This is a genomic window from Proteus cibi (genome assembly GCF_003144405.1).
GTDB lineage: Bacteria > Pseudomonadota > Gammaproteobacteria > Enterobacterales > Enterobacteriaceae > Proteus > Proteus cibi.
This window is the reverse complement of sequence record NZ_PENW01000033.1, coordinates 1-18,466: the sequence shown is the minus strand read 5'-3', so window position 1 is coordinate 18,466 and position 18,466 is coordinate 1. Positions and strand designations below refer to the sequence as shown.

The 18,466-nt window shown below is 40.1% G+C and carries 17 protein-coding genes; 10 read left to right on the top strand and 7 right to left on the bottom strand.

The window, feature by feature from the left end:
• The first annotated feature begins 1 nt into the window (after position 1).
• From lpxD to tilS, 8 genes are all read left to right on the top strand, one after another.
• Positions 2-1,030: a UDP-3-O-(3-hydroxymyristoyl)glucosamine N-acyltransferase gene (lpxD, locus tag DK865_RS16600; RefSeq protein ID WP_023582704.1), complete on the top strand. Its 1,029-nt coding sequence runs from the start codon at positions 2-4 to the stop codon at positions 1,028-1,030.
• Between the two features lie 123 nt (positions 1,031-1,153).
• Complete coding sequence (gene fabZ / locus DK865_RS16595) at positions 1,154-1,606, top strand: 3-hydroxyacyl-ACP dehydratase FabZ (RefSeq protein ID WP_006535887.1); 453 nt, start codon at positions 1,154-1,156, stop codon at positions 1,604-1,606.
• Positions 1,607-1,609: 3 nt separating this feature from the next.
• Positions 1,610-2,413, top strand: coding sequence for an acyl-ACP--UDP-N-acetylglucosamine O-acyltransferase (gene lpxA / locus DK865_RS16590; RefSeq protein ID WP_109392376.1), 804 nt, complete (start codon positions 1,610-1,612; stop codon positions 2,411-2,413).
• Positions 2,414-2,420: 7 nt separating this feature from the next.
• Positions 2,421-3,593, top strand: a complete 1,173-nt coding sequence (gene lpxB / locus DK865_RS16585) for a lipid-A-disaccharide synthase (protein WP_023582702.1) — start codon at positions 2,421-2,423, stop codon at positions 3,591-3,593.
• Entirely contained in the window at positions 3,593-4,183 is a 591-nt protein-coding gene (gene rnhB, locus DK865_RS16580) for a ribonuclease HII (protein WP_006535883.1), read from the top strand. The genes lpxB and rnhB overlap by 1 nt, the downstream gene beginning before the upstream one ends.
• Before the next feature lie 21 nt (positions 4,184-4,204).
• Positions 4,205-7,687, top strand: a complete 3,483-nt coding sequence (gene dnaE, locus DK865_RS16575; protein ID WP_023582701.1) for a DNA polymerase III subunit alpha — start codon at positions 4,205-4,207, stop codon at positions 7,685-7,687.
• Positions 7,688-7,699: 12 nt separating this feature from the next.
• On the top strand, positions 7,700-8,659 hold the full coding sequence (gene accA, locus DK865_RS16570; protein WP_023582700.1) for an acetyl-CoA carboxylase carboxyl transferase subunit alpha: 960 nt from the start codon (positions 7,700-7,702) through the stop codon (positions 8,657-8,659).
• A gap of 394 nt (positions 8,660-9,053) precedes the next feature.
• Complete coding sequence (gene tilS, locus DK865_RS16565) at positions 9,054-10,385, top strand: tRNA lysidine(34) synthetase TilS (RefSeq protein ID WP_109392375.1); 1,332 nt, start codon at positions 9,054-9,056, stop codon at positions 10,383-10,385.
• A 33-nt stretch (positions 10,386-10,418) separates the two neighbouring features.
• Here the strand turns inward: tilS and rof are convergent, their stop codons facing one another.
• Positions 10,419-10,679 carry a Rho-binding antiterminator gene (gene rof, locus DK865_RS16560; protein WP_023582698.1) on the bottom strand — a complete coding sequence of 87 codons (261 nt, stop codon included), beginning with the start codon at positions 10,677-10,679 and terminating at the stop codon, positions 10,419-10,421.
• Positions 10,680-10,941: 262 nt separating this feature from the next.
• Between rof and nlpE the strand changes: the two genes are divergently transcribed.
• The gene (nlpE, locus tag DK865_RS16555) at positions 10,942-11,622 is read left to right on the top strand and encodes an envelope stress response activation lipoprotein NlpE (protein ID WP_109392374.1); all 681 of its coding nucleotides are present in this window, start codon (positions 10,942-10,944) and stop codon (positions 11,620-11,622) included.
• Between the two features lie 89 nt (positions 11,623-11,711).
• On the opposite strand, the gene proS is transcribed toward nlpE, so the two are convergent.
• The 6 genes from proS to metN all read right to left on the bottom strand — a co-directional run bounded on the left by proS (position 11,712) and on the right by metN (position 17,439).
• On the bottom strand, positions 11,712-13,427 hold the full coding sequence (proS, locus tag DK865_RS16550) for a proline--tRNA ligase (RefSeq protein WP_109392373.1): 1,716 nt from the start codon (positions 13,425-13,427) through the stop codon (positions 11,712-11,714).
• Positions 13,428-13,634: 207 nt separating this feature from the next.
• On the bottom strand, positions 13,635-14,342 hold the full coding sequence (gene tsaA, locus DK865_RS16545) for a tRNA (N6-threonylcarbamoyladenosine(37)-N6)-methyltransferase TrmO (RefSeq protein WP_109392372.1): 708 nt from the start codon (positions 14,340-14,342) through the stop codon (positions 13,635-13,637).
• Complete coding sequence (gene rcsF / locus DK865_RS16540) at positions 14,339-14,749, bottom strand: Rcs stress response system protein RcsF (RefSeq protein WP_023582694.1); 411 nt, start codon at positions 14,747-14,749, stop codon at positions 14,339-14,341. Before rcsF ends, tsaA begins: the two co-directional genes overlap by 4 nt.
• A gap of 130 nt (positions 14,750-14,879) precedes the next feature.
• The gene (locus DK865_RS16535; protein WP_099074393.1) at positions 14,880-15,695 is read right to left on the bottom strand and encodes a MetQ/NlpA family lipoprotein; all 816 of its coding nucleotides are present in this window, start codon (positions 15,693-15,695) and stop codon (positions 14,880-14,882) included.
• 66 nt (positions 15,696-15,761) lie between these two features.
• A complete protein-coding gene (locus DK865_RS16530) occupies positions 15,762-16,415 on the bottom strand; it encodes a methionine ABC transporter permease MetI (RefSeq protein ID WP_023582692.1) in 654 nt (217 codons plus the stop codon).
• Positions 16,408-17,439, bottom strand: a complete 1,032-nt coding sequence (metN, locus tag DK865_RS16525) for a methionine ABC transporter ATP-binding protein MetN (RefSeq protein WP_023582691.1) — start codon at positions 17,437-17,439, stop codon at positions 16,408-16,410. Before metN ends, DK865_RS16530 begins: the two co-directional genes overlap by 8 nt.
• Positions 17,440-17,631: 192 nt before the next feature.
• Here metN and gmhB point away from each other — a divergent pair, with 192 nt between their 5' ends.
• Positions 17,632-18,198, top strand: coding sequence for a D-glycero-beta-D-manno-heptose 1,7-bisphosphate 7-phosphatase (gene gmhB / locus DK865_RS16520; protein WP_109392371.1), 567 nt, complete (start codon positions 17,632-17,634; stop codon positions 18,196-18,198).
• Positions 18,199-18,466: the final 268 nt, after the last annotated feature.

Below are 18,466 nucleotides of genomic sequence, written 5' to 3'. Positions count from 1 at the left end.
GATGTTTTCAATTCGATTAGCTGATCTTGCTCAGCAGTTGAATGCACAGTTACACGGCGATGGTGATATCACTATCGCCGGTCTTGCTTCAATGAGCCTAGCAAATAGCGAACAAATTACATTTCTTTCCGATAGTCGCTATCGTGAAAAATTAAGTGAATGTCAGGCGGCTGCCGTTGTATTAACAGAAGCTGATCTTCCATTTTGTCCCGTTGCTGCACTTGTGGTGAAAAACCCGTATCTTGCCTATGCTCAAATGGCACAGATTATGGATACAACACCGCAGCCAGCACAGGATATTCACCCAAGTGCTGTTATTTCTCCTGATGCTAAGTTAGGAAAAAATGTATCCGTGGGTGCAAATGCAGTTATCGAATCTGATGTTATCCTTGGTGATAATGTTGTGATTGGTGCTGGTTGCTTTGTGGGTAAAAAAGCACATATTGGCGACAATAGCCGTTTATGGGCAAATGTATCTATTTATCATGAAGTTATCATTGGTAAAGATTGTTTGGTTCAATCAGGTACTGTGATTGGTTCAGATGGTTTTGGTTATGCGAATGAGCGTGGTAATTGGATCAAAATTCCACAATTAGGTTCAGTGGTAATTGGTGATCGCGTTGAAATCGGTGCATGTACCACAATCGACCGAGGTGCATTAGATAACACAGTTATCGGTAATGGTGTTATCATTGATAACCAGTGCCAAATCGCACATAACGTCATTATTGGTGACAATACCGCTGTTGCTGGTGGTGTCATCATGGCGGGTAGCCTGAAAATAGGCCGCTATTGTATGATTGGTGGAGCAAGTGTTATCAATGGTCACATGGAAATCTGTGATAAAGTCACGGTAACAGGTATGGGAATGGTAATGCGTCCTATTACTGAACCGGGTGTTTATTCTTCAGGAATTCCGCTGCAATCGAATAAAGCATGGCGTAAAACCGCAGCACTTGTGTTGCGAATTGATGAAATGCAAAAAAGGCTCAAGTCGCTTGAACGTCAAGTAGAAAGTGGCGACAAGTAACAATATACGTCATTGGCGAATGTTACTCATTTTGCGACCTGCGGGTTAACTCACTTTTTGAGTCACAGCAGGTCGTGTCATTATTAATTAGACTCAGTTTTATTAGACAGGAAGAGTATTGCAATGAGTGAGAATCATACTCTGCAAATCGAAGAAATTTTAGATTTACTTCCACACCGTTACCCATTCTTATTGGTTGATCGTGTCCTTGATTTTGAAGAGAAAAAATTTCTAAGAGCAGTAAAAAATGTATCTTTTAATGAGCCTTTCTTTCAAGGTCACTTTCCAGGAAAACCAATTTTCCCGGGCGTACTGATCCTCGAAGCCATGGCACAGGCAACGGGTATTTTAGCATTCAAAAGTGTAGGAAAGCTGGAACCTGGTGAACTCTACTATTTTGCTGCTATTGATGGTGCTCGCTTTAAACGTCCTGTCTTACCAGGGGATCAAATGATCCTAGAGGTAGAATTCATTAAAGAACGTCGTGGTGTTGCTCGTTTTAAAGGCGTCGCTAAAGTTGATGGGGAAATTGCTTGCGAAGCTGAAATGATGTGTGCTCGCCGCCGTGAGGTCTAGCCTATGATAGATAAATCCGCAGTCATTCACCCTTCTTCAATTATTGAAGCGGGTGCGGTAATTGGTGCTAATGTTCGCATTGGCCCTTTTTGTGTCATTGGTGGTCATGTTGAGATTGGTGAAGGTACTGATATCAAATCTCACGTTGTTATCAATGGACATACACGCATTGGCCGAGATAATCAGATTTACCAATTCACTTCTATCGGTGAAGTGAATCAGGATCTGAAATATCGTGGTGAACCAACGCAAGTCATTATTGGTGATCGTAACCTTATTCGTGAAAGTGTGACTATCCATCGTGGAACAACCCAAGGTGGCAATATCACAAAAATAGGTAACGACAACTTACTGATGATTAATACACACGTGGCGCATGATTGTATTATTGGTGACCGTTGTATTATTGCTAATAACGGAACACTTGGTGGTCATGTCACTTTAGGTGACTTTGTGATTATCGGTGGTATGAGTGCTGTTCATCAGTTTTGTCAGATTGGCTCTCACGTTATGGTTGGCGGATGTTCTGGTGTGGCACAAGACGTTCCTCCTTTTGTTATCGCACAAGGAAACCACGCAACCCCTTATGGACTAAATATTGAAGGGTTAAAGCGCAGAGGTTTTGCTAAAGAAGATCTTCATGCAATTCGTAATGCTTACAAAGTACTTTACCGTAATGGTAAAACACTGGAAGAAGCACGTGAAGAAATTGGGCAATTGGTTGCAGATAATAATAATCCGCATGTTAAATTGTTCAGTGATTTTCTGGAAAACTCAGCAAAATCTAACCGCGGTATCATTCGCTAATTAGGATATGACCTTGTCAGGCCAATTATCTACTACTCAGCGTCCGTTAGTTATCGGCTTAGTTGCTGGTGAAACGTCCGGTGATATCTTGGGCGCGGGATTAATCCGCGCTCTAAAAAAAATGCATCCCAATGTTCGCTTTGTCGGCGTTGCAGGCCCACTTATGCAAGCTGAAGGTTGCGAAGCTTGGTATGAGATGGAAGAGCTTGCCGTCATGGGGATCGTTGAAGTTCTTGAACGATTACCTCGCTTATTAAAGATCAGAAAAGATCTCACTCAACGATTTTCAGAACTAAAGCCTGATGTTTTCGTGGGGATCGACGCACCTGATTTTAATATCACGCTTGAAGGTCGTTTAAAGCAAAAAGGGATCAAAACTATTCATTATGTCAGTCCATCGGTATGGGCTTGGCGTCAAAAACGTGTTTTCAAAATTGGTAAAGCGACAGATCTCGTCTTAGCTTTTCTACCTTTTGAAAAAGCGTTTTATGATAAGTATCAGGTTCCTTGCCGTTTTATTGGTCATACAATGGCTGATGCCATAGCGTTAAATCCAGATAAAAAAGCCGCTCGTGAACATTTAGGAATATCTGAAGAAACCCCTTGTTTAGCACTGCTTCCAGGTAGTCGTCATGCTGAAGTTGAGATGCTGAGTGCGGATTTTATAAAAACAGCACAGTTACTAAAACAGCAGATCCCCTCTCTTCATATTGTTGTGCCATTAGTTAATGCTAAGCGACGCGCCCAATTTGAACAGATACATCAAAATGTGGCACCAGAACTTCAGATACAACTTCTTGATGGGCAAGCAAGAGAAGCAATGACAGCGAGCGATGCCACTTTGTTAGCATCAGGTACAGCTGCACTAGAATGTATGCTAACCAAATGCCCGATGGTTGTAGGCTATCGCATGAAGCCATTTACTTTCTGGTTAGCAAAACGGTTAGTTAAAACACCTTATGTCTCGTTACCTAATTTGTTAGCGGGACGAGAAATTATCAAAGAACTATTGCAAGAAGAGTGCGAACCCTCAGCGTTAGCACAACAACTTTTACCTCTTTTAACCGATGAAAAAAAAGTGCGTCAATTAAAAGAGATATTTTTACAGCTACATAGTGCCATTCGTTGTAATGCGGATGAGCAAGCAGCAAATGCAGTATTAGAATTGGTAGAGAAATAATGGAATTTGTATATCCAAAAGCAAATCTTATTGCTGGAGTTGATGAAGTTGGTCGAGGTCCATTAGTGGGCGCAGTGGTTACCGCTGCTGTTATTCTTGATCCAGCAAATCCAATCGAAGGATTAACAGACTCCAAAAAGCTAACAGAAAAAAAGCGTAATGCGCTTTATGACGAAATAAAAGAAAAAGCATTATGCTGGGCGATAGGGCGTGCCGAGCCTGAAGAAATTGATGAATTAAATATTCTTTGGGCAACGATGAAAGCAATGGAACGCGCTGTTGCGGGATTATCAATAACACCTGATATGGTCTTAATTGATGGTAACCGTTGCCCTAAATTACCAATGGCCTCTCAAGCGGTTATAAAAGGTGATAGTTTAGTTCAAGAAATTAGTGCAGCATCTATACTTGCTAAAGTGACTCGTGATAGAGAAATGGAAGAGTTAGATAAGCTTTACCCTGATTATGGTTTTGCTAAACATAAAGGGTATCCAACTGTTTTCCATATGGAAAAACTAGCCTTATTAGGGGCAACACCCTATCATCGAAAAAGTTTTGCGCCTGTAAAACGTGCTTTAAATTTAAAGTAATCCACAGAGTAATTAAACACTATGGCAGATCCTCGTTTTATCCATCTTAGGGTACACAGCGATTATTCAATGATCGATGGATTGGCAAAAACAGGGCCTCTTGTGAAGAAAGTGGCTTCGCTGGGAATGCCTGCTTTTGCAATTACTGATTTTACTAACTTATGTGGGTTAGTAAAATTCTATGGCGCAGCTCATGGCGCGGGTATTAAACCCATCGTTGGTGCTGATGTTTACCTAGAAACAGAATTATTAGGTGATGAATATGCTCATCTTACTATTCTTGCCCGCAATAATGTAGGATATCAAAACCTTACTTTACTGATTTCTGAAGCTTACAAACACGGTTATGGCGCTGTCGGACCGACAATTAAACAAGAGTGGTTAACAACTTATAAAGAAGGACTCTTGTTGCTTTCTGGCGGTAGAATGGGGGATGTGGGGAAGTTTCTACTTCGTGGAAATCGAGCTTTAGTTGATCAGTGTCTTGAGTATTATCAAACCCATTTTCCTGATAGTTATTATTTAGAACTTATTCGTACAGGTCGTACTGATGAGGAAACTTATCTTCATGAAGCCGTTGCACTGGCTGCTGAAAAAGGTCTGCCTGTTGTTGCAACTAATGATGTCTGTTTTCTTGACTGTGATGATTTTGACGCACATGAAATTCGTGTCGCAATTCATGATGGTTTTACGTTATCTGATCCCAAACGCCCTAAGAATTATAGCCCTCAGCAATATATGCGCACAGAAGAAGAAATGTGTGAATTATTTGCTGATATACCTGAAGCATTAGAAAACAGTGTTGAAATCGCGAAACGCTGTAATGTCACGATCCGTTTAGGGGAATACTTCCTTCCACAATTCCCAACAGGGGATATGAGCACAGAAGATTTCCTGGTTAAAAAATCACAAGAAGGTCTAGAAGAACGTTTAGCTTTTTTATTTCCAGATCCTGAAGAGAGACAAAAAAGACGCCCTGAATATGATGAGCGTCTTGATATCGAGCTGAAAGTCATTAACCAGATGGGATTCCCTGGTTACTTCCTTATCGTGATGGAGTTTATTCAGTGGTCTAAAGATAACGGTGTTCCTGTTGGACCTGGACGCGGTTCAGGTGCGGGATCACTAGTGGCTTATTCGCTGAAAATCACCGATCTTGATCCGCTTGAGTTTGACTTGCTTTTCGAACGTTTTCTTAACCCTGAACGTGTTTCGATGCCAGACTTTGACGTCGATTTCTGCATGGAAAAACGCGATAGAGTTATTGATCACGTTGCGGAAATGTATGGTCGTGATGCCGTATCTCAGATCATTACATTTGGTACGATGGCAGCGAAAGCGGTTATTCGTGATGTGGGTCGTGTTTTAGGACACCCATACGGTTTTGTTGACAGAATTTCAAAACTCGTTCCTCCTGATCCGGGGATGACGCTGGAAAAAGCGTTTGCTGCCGAGCCTCAATTACCTGAAATTTATGAAGCCGATGAAGAGGTTAAATCTCTTATTGATATGGCTCGTAAATTAGAAGGGGTGACTCGTAATGCGGGTAAACACGCGGGTGGGGTCGTTATTTCACCAACAAAAATCACCGATTTTGCCCCTCTTTATTGTGATGCAGAGGGAAATAACCCCGTTACACAATTTGATAAGAACGACGTTGAATACGCAGGTCTGGTTAAATTCGACTTCTTAGGTTTAAGAACACTAACCATCATTAACTGGGCATTAGAGATGATTAATGCCCGACGTGCTAAAAAGTCACTTGAACCCGTTGATATTTCGGCTATCCCATTAACGGATCAGCGCAGTTTTGATATGTTGCAGCGTTCAGAAACGACCGCGGTATTCCAGTTGGAATCTCGTGGTATGAAAGATCTTATCAAACGCCTACGTCCTGACTGCTTTGAAGATATGATCGCACTTGTTGCCCTATTTCGTCCTGGGCCATTACAGTCAGGCATGGTAGATAACTTTATTGACCGTAAACACGGTGTTGAAGAGATTTCATATCCTGATGTTAAGTGGCAACATGAAAGCTTACAGCCCGTACTAGAACCAACCTATGGGGTTATCCTATACCAAGAACAAGTGATGCAGATTGCACAGGTTCTTGCGGGATATACGCTAGGTGGCGCGGATATGTTACGACGCGCGATGGGTAAGAAAAAACCTGAAGAAATGGCAAAGCAACGCTCTGTTTTTGAAGAGGGTGCTATCAAAAATGGCGTTGATGGTGAGCTTGCTATGAGGATCTTTGACTTGGTGGAGAAATTCGCCGGTTATGGATTTAACAAATCACACTCAGCAGCGTATGCATTAGTTTCTTACCAAACATTATGGCTAAAAGCCCACTATCCAGCTGAATTTATGGCCGCTGTAATGACGGCAGATATGGATAATACTGAAAAAGTGGTGGGATTGGTTGATGAATGTTGGCGAATGGGCTTAAAGGTTCTTCCTCCTGATATTAATAGCGGCCTTTATCATTTTCACGTAAATGATGAAGGCGAAATCGTTTATGGTATTGGTGCCATTAAAGGTGTAGGTGAAGGTCCGATTGAAGCAATTGTCGAAGCGCGTCAGCAAGGTGGTCACTTTAAAGATATTTTTGATCTCTGTGCTAGAACAGAAACGAAAAAATTGAATCGCCGAGTGATGGAAAAACTGATAATGTCAGGCGCATTCGATAAGCTAGGGCCTCACCGTGCTGCTTTGATGTCTTCATTAGAAGATGCATTAAAAGCCGCAGATCAACATGCCAAAGCTGAAGCAATAGGGCAGTCAGACATGTTCGGTGTGTTAGCTGAAGCGCCTGAACAAGTCGAGCGTTCTTATGCCAATATACCTAAATGGCCAGACCAAGTTGTTTTAGAAGGTGAGCGTGAGACTTTAGGTTTATATTTAACGGGTCATCCGATCACGCGTTATTTAAAAGAAATTGAACGATATGCGGCAGGAACACGTCTAAAAGATTTAGTACCAACACCTCGTGGTCAAATGGTGAAAGTAGCAGGCTTAGTACTTGCTTCTAAAGTATTTACAACGAAACGTGGAAATCGGATCGGCGTTTGTACCTTAGATGATCGTTCAGGTCGCTTAGAAATTATGTTATTTTCTGATGCATTGGATAAATACCAACATTTATTAGAACAAGACAAGATTTTAATTGCTACTGGGCAGGTCAGCTTTGATGATTTCAATGGTGGGCTTAAAATGACAGTCCGCGAACTTATGGATATCAACGAAGCCCGTGAAAAATATGCACGAGGACTTGCTATCTCGTTATCAGACAGGCAAATTAATGAGCAATTATTAAATCGTCTTCGCGGCGTTTTAGAACCTCATCGTTCAGGCACGATACCGGTTCACCTTTATTTTGAAAAGCATGATGCCTGTGCACGTTTACGATTTGGTGCGACTTGGCGTGTTACGCCAACGGATATGCTTTTAACGGATCTGCGAACTCTGCTGGGTAATGAGCAGGTAGAATTAGAATTTGACTAAAATAGGAATGTTATGAGTCTTAATTTTCTGGATTTTGAACAGCCAATTGCCGAGTTAGAAGCGAAAATTGATTCGCTCACCGCAGTTAGCCAACATGATGAAAAAATCGATATTAATATCGATGAAGAAGTCTCACGTTTAAGAGAAAAAAGCCTAGAGCTAACGCGTAAGATTTTTTCTGATCTTGGTGCATGGCAAGTTGCACAACTTGCACGTCATCCATTAAGACCTTACACACTAGATTATATTCATCGTATCTTTACTGACTTCCAAGAATTAGCTGGCGACCGTGCTTATGCTGATGATAAAGCGATTGTTGGTGGTATTGCTCGTTTAGATGGCCGTCCTGTCATGGTTATTGGGCATCAAAAAGGGCGTGAAACGAAAGAGAAAATCCGCCGTAATTTTGGTATGCCAGCACCCGAAGGCTATCGTAAAGCGCTTCGTTTAATGGAAATGGCGCAACGTTTTAATCTTCCTATTATCACCTTTATTGATACTCCAGGGGCTTATCCTGGTGTGGGTGCTGAGGAGCGTGGTCAATCAGAAGCCATTGCACGTAACTTACGTGAAATGTCACGCTTTAATGTACCAATTATCTGTACGGTTATTGGTGAGGGCGGTTCCGGCGGAGCATTAGCGATTGGTGTTGGTGATAAAGTGAATATGTTGCAATACAGTACTTATTCCGTCATTTCACCAGAAGGTTGTGCATCCATTCTTTGGAAAAGTGCAGATAAAGCACCATTAGCTGCTGAAGCAATGGGCATCACTGCAAACCGTTTAAAAGAGCTTAAGCTGATTGATACGGTTATTCCCGAGCCTTTAGGCGGTGCGCATCGTCACTATGATGAAATTGCGGCTTCATTAAAAGCGCAAATTCAAGCTGATTTAGAAGAATTAGATGCATTTGAATCAGAAGAGCTAACAAACCGTCGTTACCAACGTTTAATGGAATACGGTTACTGCTGATAGCGTAATGTCATTCAAAAAATAAAAGAGAACCTCATGTTGATAACATGAGGTTTTTTTGTCCTCAAAGACGCTCTTTCACTAAGACAGTAAAGGAAGGTTATATCAACAATAATATATTAGATATCAATGTGTTAAATTCATCCCAAAAACAATGTTAATTCTAATTTTCACTAAAAGAATAATAAGCCATATCTATTGTCCGATGCGCCGTAAAACCTCGTCCTTCAGTGAAGTAATCGCATAAATCGTGTTTATTCCACCTTATTTTTCTTCATTAGTCCTACAATGCCTTAAATTTCGCACTCATTTTTCAGGACTACGTTGTATTCGTGCAAAATTGGGGAGAAAAGCTTAACATAATCATCTGAGTTCACTGATAAATGATGGAATAATGAAACAGGAATACGATTTACTCCTTAAAGAAATCAAACAACAAATTGATCCTTACACTAAAATTTTGGTGGGTTTTAGTGGTGGCGTAGATTCCACTGTTTTATTACAAGGGCTTGTACGTTTACGTGATGAATTCCAATTACCTTTAGAATTAACGGCTATCTATATTCATCATGGATTAAATATCAAAGCAGATGATTGGCTTGCTCACTGTAAACAATGTTGTCAGCAATGGCGCGTCAATTTTATTAGTGAAAAAGTGAATGTCGATCCTAAAGAGGGCGGTCTTGAAAATGGTGCAAGAGAAGCGCGTTATCAAGCCTTTCGCCGGTATTTACAGCCACAACAAGTGTTAGTGACAGCTCAACATCAAGATGATCAAGCTGAAACTTTTTTACTGGCTTTAAAGCGAGGCAGTGGTCCTGCGGGACTTTCCTCAATGCCTGCGAAAATGGCGTTTGAGAAGAGTTATTTATTTCGACCATTACTCAATATTACACGAGAACAAATAGAACGTTATGCTACTGAACAAGGGCTAAATTGGATAGAAGACGATAGTAATCAAGATGATCGTTATGATCGCAATTTTTTACGATTGCGTGTTATGCCCTTATTCACTCAACGTTGGCCTCATTTTTCACAAGCGGTAACTCGAAGTGCCGCATTGTGTGGTGAACAAGAAGCACTGCTAGACGAACTGTTAGACTCTGAACTTAATGGTTTAATGGACAGTGAGCACAGCTTAGATATTAATCAACTTGCCCAGTGTAGTGTTATCAAGCGCAATGCGTTACTGAGGCGCTGGTTTGCTAAACACAATAAAACCATGCCATCAAGAGAACAAATCTTACGATTATGGCGAGAAGTCGCTTTAGCAAAAGAAGATGCAGAGCCTCGATTACAATTTTATCAAGATGAAGTCAGACGCTATAAACAACGCCTTTATCTAGTTCCAATCATCGAAGTGCCTGTTGATCATGCTATTGAGTGGTCGCTCAGTGAGCCTTTATATTTACCGAATGGATTAGGATGTTTATCACTCGTAGCTGAAGCAGGAAAAAATACCATCAGAAAGCCTTTAAGTAATGAAACAGTTACAGTGCGTTTTGGTTTAACACAAGCATCTTTACGTATTGTAGGGCGAGAGCACGCTCGACATAGTAAAAAGATTTGGCAAGAGCTTGAAGTTGCACCTTGGCGTAGAACACGAATTCCTTTGATTTATTATAATGATACGTTAATTGCAGCTATTAACACATTTGTGACTGTTGAGGGAAAAGCAACATCAGAACACGCTATGACTATTGACTGGCGAGAGGCTCAGGAATGAACAACCGCCGGTTGGCGGTTGTTCTTTATTCGGTTATTCCGATTTTATAATGATTGTCCCAAGTTCGGGATTAGAAAAACTGGCAATAATATCCAGTCGTAAATCTTTAGCGCCTTCAGATGTTTTGACTTTGAGATATTCAACTTTCTTGCTTAAGAAAAGGTCATCAGCGATACCTTCAATAAGCTCACCATCATGCAGTTCAATATGGAGCGCCAAACCACGCTGGCATGCTAACTCCAGATATTCATAATCATCACAGTTAATTGGTTGATATTCTGTATTTGTTGACATATTCCCTCACCACTCTTTCGTGGCGGTGTTGCCGCCAGTGAATAATTCAGAATAAAATCATTATGCTGTTATTCGATGTGAGCACAATAGTTATTATAATAATTTTCTGAAATAGTGCTTTATTCGAAGTGATTTAAGAAATAATTGGCAATTAAAGGTGCATTTATCTTAAAGCTTGTTTTATTGCCCCCTTTTATTTTAAAAAATGCTAGAATTACATAGAGAATGATTTATGAAAAAGTACCCAGAGTGTAGGGAGTAGATGATGGGGAAAAAAATTTTATTTGTAGCCGTTGCTGCGGGGTTATTTGTACTGTCAGGTTGCCAAAATAATATAGGCCTATCACTTGATGGAAAAATTGTAGACCAAACTTACAACAGTATTCTGCCTTGTGCCGATTGTTCTGGTATCGACACGACAATTCTTGTTAATCAAGATGGCTCTTATGTTATGGAGCAAAGCTATCAAGGTTCCCCTGATGATAAACGCAGTTTCTTTGAATCAGGAACATGGGTATTAGGTAAAGATAAACTGACGTTAACGAATAGCTATGGTGAGAAGAGCTATTATTTACCTCGCGAAGATAAATTAGTCATGCTTGATATCGATGGTAACGTTATTAATTCAGAACTGAATTATACTTTAGCTAAGGTTCAGCCTAAACAGCTGGCTGGTGAGTTTACCTATTTTGCTGATGCAGGTACGTTTAAAGATTGTCAATCAGGGCGTGTTTACGCAGCCAGTGGTATTGAATTAGAAAAAGGCTATTTCTCAACCGGTGTTGATGGTGGAACACCTGTTTACCTCGAAGTTAATGGTTATTACAGTATTCGTCCTTCAATGGAAGATGGAAAATATGACCGAGCGTTAGTGGTTACAGACGAGAAACCTCGCTTTAATCGCCATGGCTCTTGTGGAAACCATCGCGGTAGCAGAAGCTAAGTTTTAGTTATTCTATTCTTAATAAAAAACCCGCTTTTGCGGGTTTTTTATTGCTCAATGAAGCCTCTTATCGTCCAGAGGCTTAATGATTATGCGAGTTGCTCTTTGATAAAGGCAACAACGTCGTCAACATTGACCAGTGATTTATCATCACTACGACGTGCTTTATATTCGATTTGATTGTTGTCTAAGTTACGATCACCAATCACGATTGTATGTGGAATACCGATAAGTTCCATATCAGCAAACATGACACCCGGACGTTCTTTACGATCATCAAACAGAACATCAATACCTTGAGCACGTAATTCGTTATAAAGTTTATCAGCGACTTCTTTTACACGATAAGAACGATGCATATTCATTGGTAAAATAGCAACTTGGAATGGTGCAATCGCATCTGGCCAAATAATACCGCGAGCATCATGATTTTGTTCAATAGCGGCAGCAACAATACGAGTTACACCGATACCATAACAGCCCATAGTCACGATTTGGTTATGACCTTCTTCGTTTTGTACAGTTGCTTTTAATGCTTCTGAATATTTTGTGCCAAGTTGGAAGATATGACCAACTTCAATACCGCGTTTGATTAGTAACGTTCCTTTACCGTCTGGGCTTGGATCGCCTTCAACAACATTACGGATGTCTGCAATTTCAGCAACAGGTAGGTCACGTTCCCAGTTGATACCAAAATAGTGTTTACCATCAATGTTTGCACCAGCACCGAAATCACTCATTACAGAGACAGAGCGATCCATAATTACTGGCAGTGGCAGATTAACTGGGCCTAATGAGCCCGGGCCTGCATTTACAGCTTGGCGAATTTCAGCTTCTGTAGCGAAAGTTAAAGGTGCTGCAACGATAGCGCATTTTTCTGCTTTAACTTCATTAAGTTCGTGATCGCCACGGACTAATAATGCAACTAATGGGTGACCACTTTCTTTTGTACCATGAACAATCAGTGTCTTAACTGTTTTTTCAATTGGCAGATTGAATTGTTCAACTAATTCAGCAATTGTTTTAGCGTTTGGTGTATCCACTAAACGTAATTCTTCAGTTGCCGCCGCTCGTGGAGTTGCAGGCATTACTGCTTCTGCTAATTCGATATTGGCTGCATAGTCAGAGCCAGTAGAAAAGACGATATCATCTTCACCGCTATCTGCTAAAACTTGGAACTCATGGGAGGCATTACCACCGATAGAGCCTGTATCAGCAAGTACTGGACGGAAATCTAAACCAATACGTGAGAAAATTTTGCTGTAAGCTTCGTACATTCTGTCGTAAGTCTCTTGTAAAGACTCTTGAGAGATATGGAAAGAGTAAGCATCTTTCATGATAAATTCACGAGAACGCATAACACCAAAGCGAGGGCGTACTTCGTCGCGGAATTTAGTTTGAATTTGATATAGGTTCAGTGGAAGTTGTTTGTAAGAGGTAATTTCGTTACGAACAATATCAGTAACCACTTCTTCATGAGTTGGGCCTAAAACAAATGGGCGCTCGCCTCTATCTGAAAAACGCAGTAATTCAGGACCATACTGTTCCCAACGACCACTTTCTAGCCATAAGTCAGCGGGTTGAACAACAGGCATTGAAATCTCAAGTGATCCTGCGTTGTCCATCTCTTCACGAACAATTTTTTCAATTTTTCTTAGAACACGAACCCCGGTCGGCATCCAATCATAAAGACCAGAAGCGAGTTTACGGATCATGCCTGCGCGAAGCATAAGTTGATGGCTGACAATTTCTGCATCAGCAGGTGTCTCTTTTAAAGTAGAGAGCAAATAGTGGCTAGTACGCATTATTAGGTTCCATTAGAACAAAAATACTTAGGCTGACTGTCACGCCAGTCTACATCAATATAATTAGAGAAAGACTTTAGTCTACCAGTGACTTAGGTCTGCCAAAAGGGGCAAAGCATTTTTTTCAATCTGATTTGTCTAAAGATATGGGAATGACTCTCAGATTAGATTATTCATGATAACAATATCAATGAAGATAATAGCAAGTTACCGCGGTTCTATACTAAGAACAAGTGTCTGTTGCCCATTGACTTGCCAGCGAACATTAAATTCGAGTAAGTGTACCGCATAAATTCTATCATTTTGTTCACCTTTCTTATAAGCAGGGCGCGGATCTTGCTGTAATACTTGGGTAATAAAACGTGAAAGATGAGGGTACTCATTGGCATAGTGTTGCAGTTGGTCTGATGCAACTGGCGAAAAGAAAACAGGCATTTCGTTGTTGGGGGCTTCTTGTGCAAATCCTGCAATCGCATTAGGGCGAGATTCTGCAAACGGTAAATAAGGTTTGATATCAAGAATAGGCGTGCCGTCCACTAAATCAAGGCTACCTAATTCTAAAATAACAGACTGATTTGCTGTGTTTACTTTTTTCAATTCAACCAATGACATACCAATTGGGTTGGGACGAAAGGTTGAGCGAGTTGCAAATACACCCATTTTGGCGTTGCCACCTAATCTAGGGGGACGAACGAGAGGATGCCAACCTTGTTGTGCTGTTTGATGAAAAACAAAAATCAGCCAAAGGTGACTAAATTGCTCTAAGCCTCGAACTACATCAGGGTGATTAAAAGGGGGATGTAGAATAAGTTGCCCGCCGCCATCCTGGATCAATCCAGGTTGGCGTGGAACGGCAAATTTTTCTTTATAAGGGCTAGAAATATACCCTATAGGATTCATTTGGTAGGTGTTCATTTTGTAATGAGTAGCGCTGTGCCTTCACAAATAGCAGATTGATAGCAACCTAAACCTGTGACAATTTGGCATTCATGCAACAAAACGGCATTCGCATTTTTGTAAGCGGCTTTTGTTGCCATTCTTTTTTTAGCAATAGGTAAACTTGCTGGTGGATCTTGTAATGTTTGACGACAAGATTCGCCAGCGACAATACCAAGATCTTTAAAAGGGGCACCTAAAAGGTCTTCAGTTTTCTCAACAATACGTACTGAAGGTAAAGTTTGTGACTTTGGTTTTTGTGGTTGCCCTGGTTTGTTTAAACGCATATCCGTAAATTTAGACTGATCAACATCAGATGATTTTTGCATTGAACAGCCTGTCATAAACAGCGCCATGATGCCAATAAGTAGCAAGCGCATGTGCATGGGTAATATCCTCTTTATTATTGTCTATACAAAAATTAAACGGCTCTAATTTAATGCAAATTAGCCAAGTAAAAAAGAGAAAGGCGAACAAATGTCCGCCTTTTTTATCATTAAATTAAATTTTAACGTATTACCAGCCTTTTACTGCACCGCCGTTAAAGATTTTATTTGCAGCACTATCAACTTCATCCGTTTGGTAAGCTTGAATAAATTTCTTCACATTCTCACTGTCTTTATTATCTTCGCGTGCCACAATGATATTGACATATGGAGAGTCTTTATCTTCAACAAAAATACCGTCTTTTGCTGGTGTTAAGTTTACTTGGCTTGCATAAGTGGTATTGATTACCGCCAAATAGATTTTTTGATCATCTAATGAACGTGGTAATTGAGGTGCTTCTAATTCTACTAATTTTAGATTTTTAGGATTTTCAATAATATCTAAAGAAGTTGGTAATAAGCCCACACCGTCTTTTAATTTAATTAATCCTACTTTTTCTAATAACAGCAGTGAACGCCCTAAATTAGTTGGATCGTTAGGGATAGCCACTTGAGCACCATCAGGTAAATCAGCTAAATCAGTAATTTTTTTAGAGTAACCTGCGATAGGGTAAATAAACGTATTTCCTACAGCAGTGATCTTGAAATTACGATCTTTAATTTGTTGATCTAAATAAGGCTTGTGTTGGAATGCATTAAGATCGATATCACCACGACTTAATGATTCATTAGGCATTACGAAGTCATTGAAAGTCACAAGTTCTACATCGAGACCATATTTATCTTTAGCAACTTGTTTTGCTACTTCTGCAACTTGTTGCTCAGAGCCAGAAATCACCCCCACACGAATATGGTTTGGATCTTTTTCTTTTTCTCCGCAACCAGCTAATGCTAATGCGCCAATTAAAGCACTTACGACTGCGAGCGATTTAAATTTCAATGACATACATTTACCCTTATTTGATCTGTTAATTAAAAGGTTTCGATTTAATAATTGAAACCTTCAATCTAATTATTTATGAGTTGTCAGCTTCACTAAGCGATCGCCGAAAAACTGAATGATAAAAACAAGAATAACGAGCAGAACAATCACAATATTCATTACAGTTGCATTATAGCCAACGTAACCATATTGATAGCCAATTTGACCTAAACCACCTGCACCAACAGCACCACCCATTGCTGAGTAACCCACTAATGTAATTAGTGTAATGGTTGCAGCATTAATCAAACCTGGTAAAGATTCTGGCAATAAAATTTTCTTAATAATTTGCATTGGTGTTGCACCCATAGAACGAGATGCTTCAATTAATCCTTGTGGGATTTCCAATAGCGTATTTTCGACCATACGAGCAATAAAAGGTGCTGCTGCAACCGTTAATGGTACGATGGCTGCCTGCAAGCCAATAGATGTTCCTACAACCAAGCGAGTAAAAGGGATCATCCAGACAAGCAAGATAATAAAAGGGATAGCCCTAAAAATATTCACAAGTGCTGAAATAACACGATAGGCAGGTGGATTTGCCATAATTTGTTCAGGACGAGTGACATAAAGTAAAACACCAAGTGGTAACCCAATAACAAAACCAAAGAAGCCTGAAACGAAGGTCATGACTAAGGTTTCCCAGATCCCACTAATTAATAAATAAACCATTCCTTCAGACATAACCGAGAACCTCTACTTTCACATGATGCTCTTCTAAAAACGCAATCGACTTTTCAGTATTACCATTCTTACCGTGTAGCTCAGCTAACATCACACCAAACTTCACACCGCCGGCATAGTCCATCTGTGAACTTAAAATATTAATATCTGCGTCAAAACGGCGAGCAACGATAGACATTAATGGTGCATCGACTGACTGACCGTTAAATTCAAGTTTCAATAATGGGAATAAACCTTCCTCCCACTCTGGTTTCATGCGTTCTTTGTAATCTTCAGGAATATCCAATTGCAGTGTTGATTGAATAAAAGCCTGAGATACGGGTGTTTTCGGATGAGAGAAAACTTCACTTACGGCATCACTTTCAACTAATTCACCACCACTTATTACTGCAACCTGATCACAAATGCGTTTTACAACGTCCATTTCATGGGTAATTAATAAAATGGTGAGACCTAAACGACGGTTAATATCCTTTAGTAATTCTAAAATAGAACGTGTTGTTGCTGGATCAAGTGCGCTCGTTGCTTCATCACACAATAAAACATTGGGTGAATTTGCTAATGCGCGTGCAATTGCAACACGTTGCTTTTGCCCGCCAGATAAGTTTGCTGGGTAATACTCTTTCTTATCTGACAAACCGACTAATTCAAGTAATTCATCAACACGTTTATTAATTTCAGCGCGAGGCGTATTATCAAGTTCTAATGGTAGTGCCACATTATCAAACACTGTACGAGAAGACAGTAAGTTGAAATGTTGGAAAATCATACCAATGCCACGACGTGCTTTTGTTAACTCTTTATCAGATAACTTAGTTAGATCACGACCATCAACAAGCACTTCACCTGAAGTGGGTTTTTCTAACATGTTCACGCAACGTATTAGTGTACTTTTCCCCGCTCCTGACGATCCAATAACACCAAAAATCTGCCCTTGAGGCACATGCAGGTTAATATTTGATAGCGCTTGTATGGAACGCTCTCCCTGCTTAAATACTTTGTTTATATTCGTCAGTTTAATCATGTTTTTCTTTATATAAGTAGATATGGGACATAAAGACTATTCTGCCCGAGTTAAAATAGATGTTAAGGCGTCTAGACGTCTAAGTCAATAAAAAAGAGTTGAAGAGTAATAAAGAAAGAAAGCCGTGGATATCATTCTCTATATAAGAAAAAACATGCGATACTAATAAAAATATCTAAATGGAGTAATGCTGTGAGTAAGGGGATTTCTGCGATTTTTTTAGATCGCGATGGAACTATTAATGTAGACCATGGTTATGTGTCTGAAATTGATAATTTCGAATTTATCGATGGTGTTATTGAGGCAATGGCTGAATTAAAAGCGATGGGATATGCCTTGGTACTAGTGACGAATCAATCGGGTATTGGTCGTGGCTACTACAGTGAAGATCAATTTTTACATCTAACAGAGTGGATGGATTGGTCTTTGGCTGATAGAGGTGTTGATTTAGATGGTATCTATTATTGCCCTCATCATCCAGATGCTACTGTAGAAGAATATAAGAAAGAGTGTGATTGTCGCAAACCAGCCTCAGGTATGTTTATGGATGCGAAAGCACAATTAAACATCGATATGACTTCTTCTTACATGGTTGGCGATAAAAAAGAAGACATGTTGGCAGCAAAAGCTGCGGGAGTGGGGCATAAAATTCTTGTTCGCACAGGAAAAGAGATAACTGAAGAGGCACAACAGTGTTCAGATTTTGTTCTCGATAGCCTTGCAGACTTACCAAAATGGTTAAAAAGTCACAAAAAATAGGCATATCGTTTAATTTGCCAACAAACGAACATTTTTTTTAAAAAAACTATTGCCAGCCTCAGAAAACTCCCTATAATGCGTCCTCGTTGTCACGGCACAGGGCGCTAAGCGAACTGACTGAGAGAACGAAGAAAAAAGTGAAAAGCCTTATAAAATAACGCTTGACACTGAATGAGGAAGATGTAGAATACGCCTCCTCGCAACAACGCAGAAGACCGGAAACGGCAGCGAATGTTGCACTGCTCTTTAACAAATTATCAGACAATCT

Coding starts and splice junctions, on each gene's coding strand:
- accA (WP_023582700.1), top strand. CDS start 7,700: ATGAGTCTTAATTTTCTGGATTTTGAACAGCCAATTGCCGAGTTAGAA.
- rof (WP_023582698.1), bottom strand. CDS start 10,679: ATGTCAACAAATACAGAATATCAACCAATTAACTGTGATGATTATGAA.
- metN (WP_023582691.1), bottom strand. CDS start 17,439: ATGATTAAACTGACGAATATAAACAAAGTATTTAAGCAGGGAGAGCGT.
- rnhB (WP_006535883.1), top strand. CDS start 3,593: ATGGAATTTGTATATCCAAAAGCAAATCTTATTGCTGGAGTTGATGAA.
- tsaA (WP_109392372.1), bottom strand. CDS start 14,342: ATGAACACCTACCAAATGAATCCTATAGGGTATATTTCTAGCCCTTAT.
- tilS (WP_109392375.1), top strand. CDS start 9,054: ATGAAACAGGAATACGATTTACTCCTTAAAGAAATCAAACAACAAATT.
- lpxA (WP_109392376.1), top strand. CDS start 1,610: ATGATAGATAAATCCGCAGTCATTCACCCTTCTTCAATTATTGAAGCG.
- DK865_RS16530 (WP_023582692.1), bottom strand. CDS start 16,415: ATGTCTGAAGGAATGGTTTATTTATTAATTAGTGGGATCTGGGAAACC.
- lpxB (WP_023582702.1), top strand. CDS start 2,421: ATGACCTTGTCAGGCCAATTATCTACTACTCAGCGTCCGTTAGTTATC.
- fabZ (WP_006535887.1), top strand. CDS start 1,154: ATGAGTGAGAATCATACTCTGCAAATCGAAGAAATTTTAGATTTACTT.
- DK865_RS16535 (WP_099074393.1), bottom strand. CDS start 15,695: ATGTCATTGAAATTTAAATCGCTCGCAGTCGTAAGTGCTTTAATTGGC.
- lpxD (WP_023582704.1), top strand. CDS start 2: ATGTTTTCAATTCGATTAGCTGATCTTGCTCAGCAGTTGAATGCACAG.
- dnaE (WP_023582701.1), top strand. CDS start 4,205: ATGGCAGATCCTCGTTTTATCCATCTTAGGGTACACAGCGATTATTCA.
- nlpE (WP_109392374.1), top strand. CDS start 10,942: ATGATGGGGAAAAAAATTTTATTTGTAGCCGTTGCTGCGGGGTTATTT.
- rcsF (WP_023582694.1), bottom strand. CDS start 14,749: ATGCACATGCGCTTGCTACTTATTGGCATCATGGCGCTGTTTATGACA.
- proS (WP_109392373.1), bottom strand. CDS start 13,427: ATGCGTACTAGCCACTATTTGCTCTCTACTTTAAAAGAGACACCTGCT.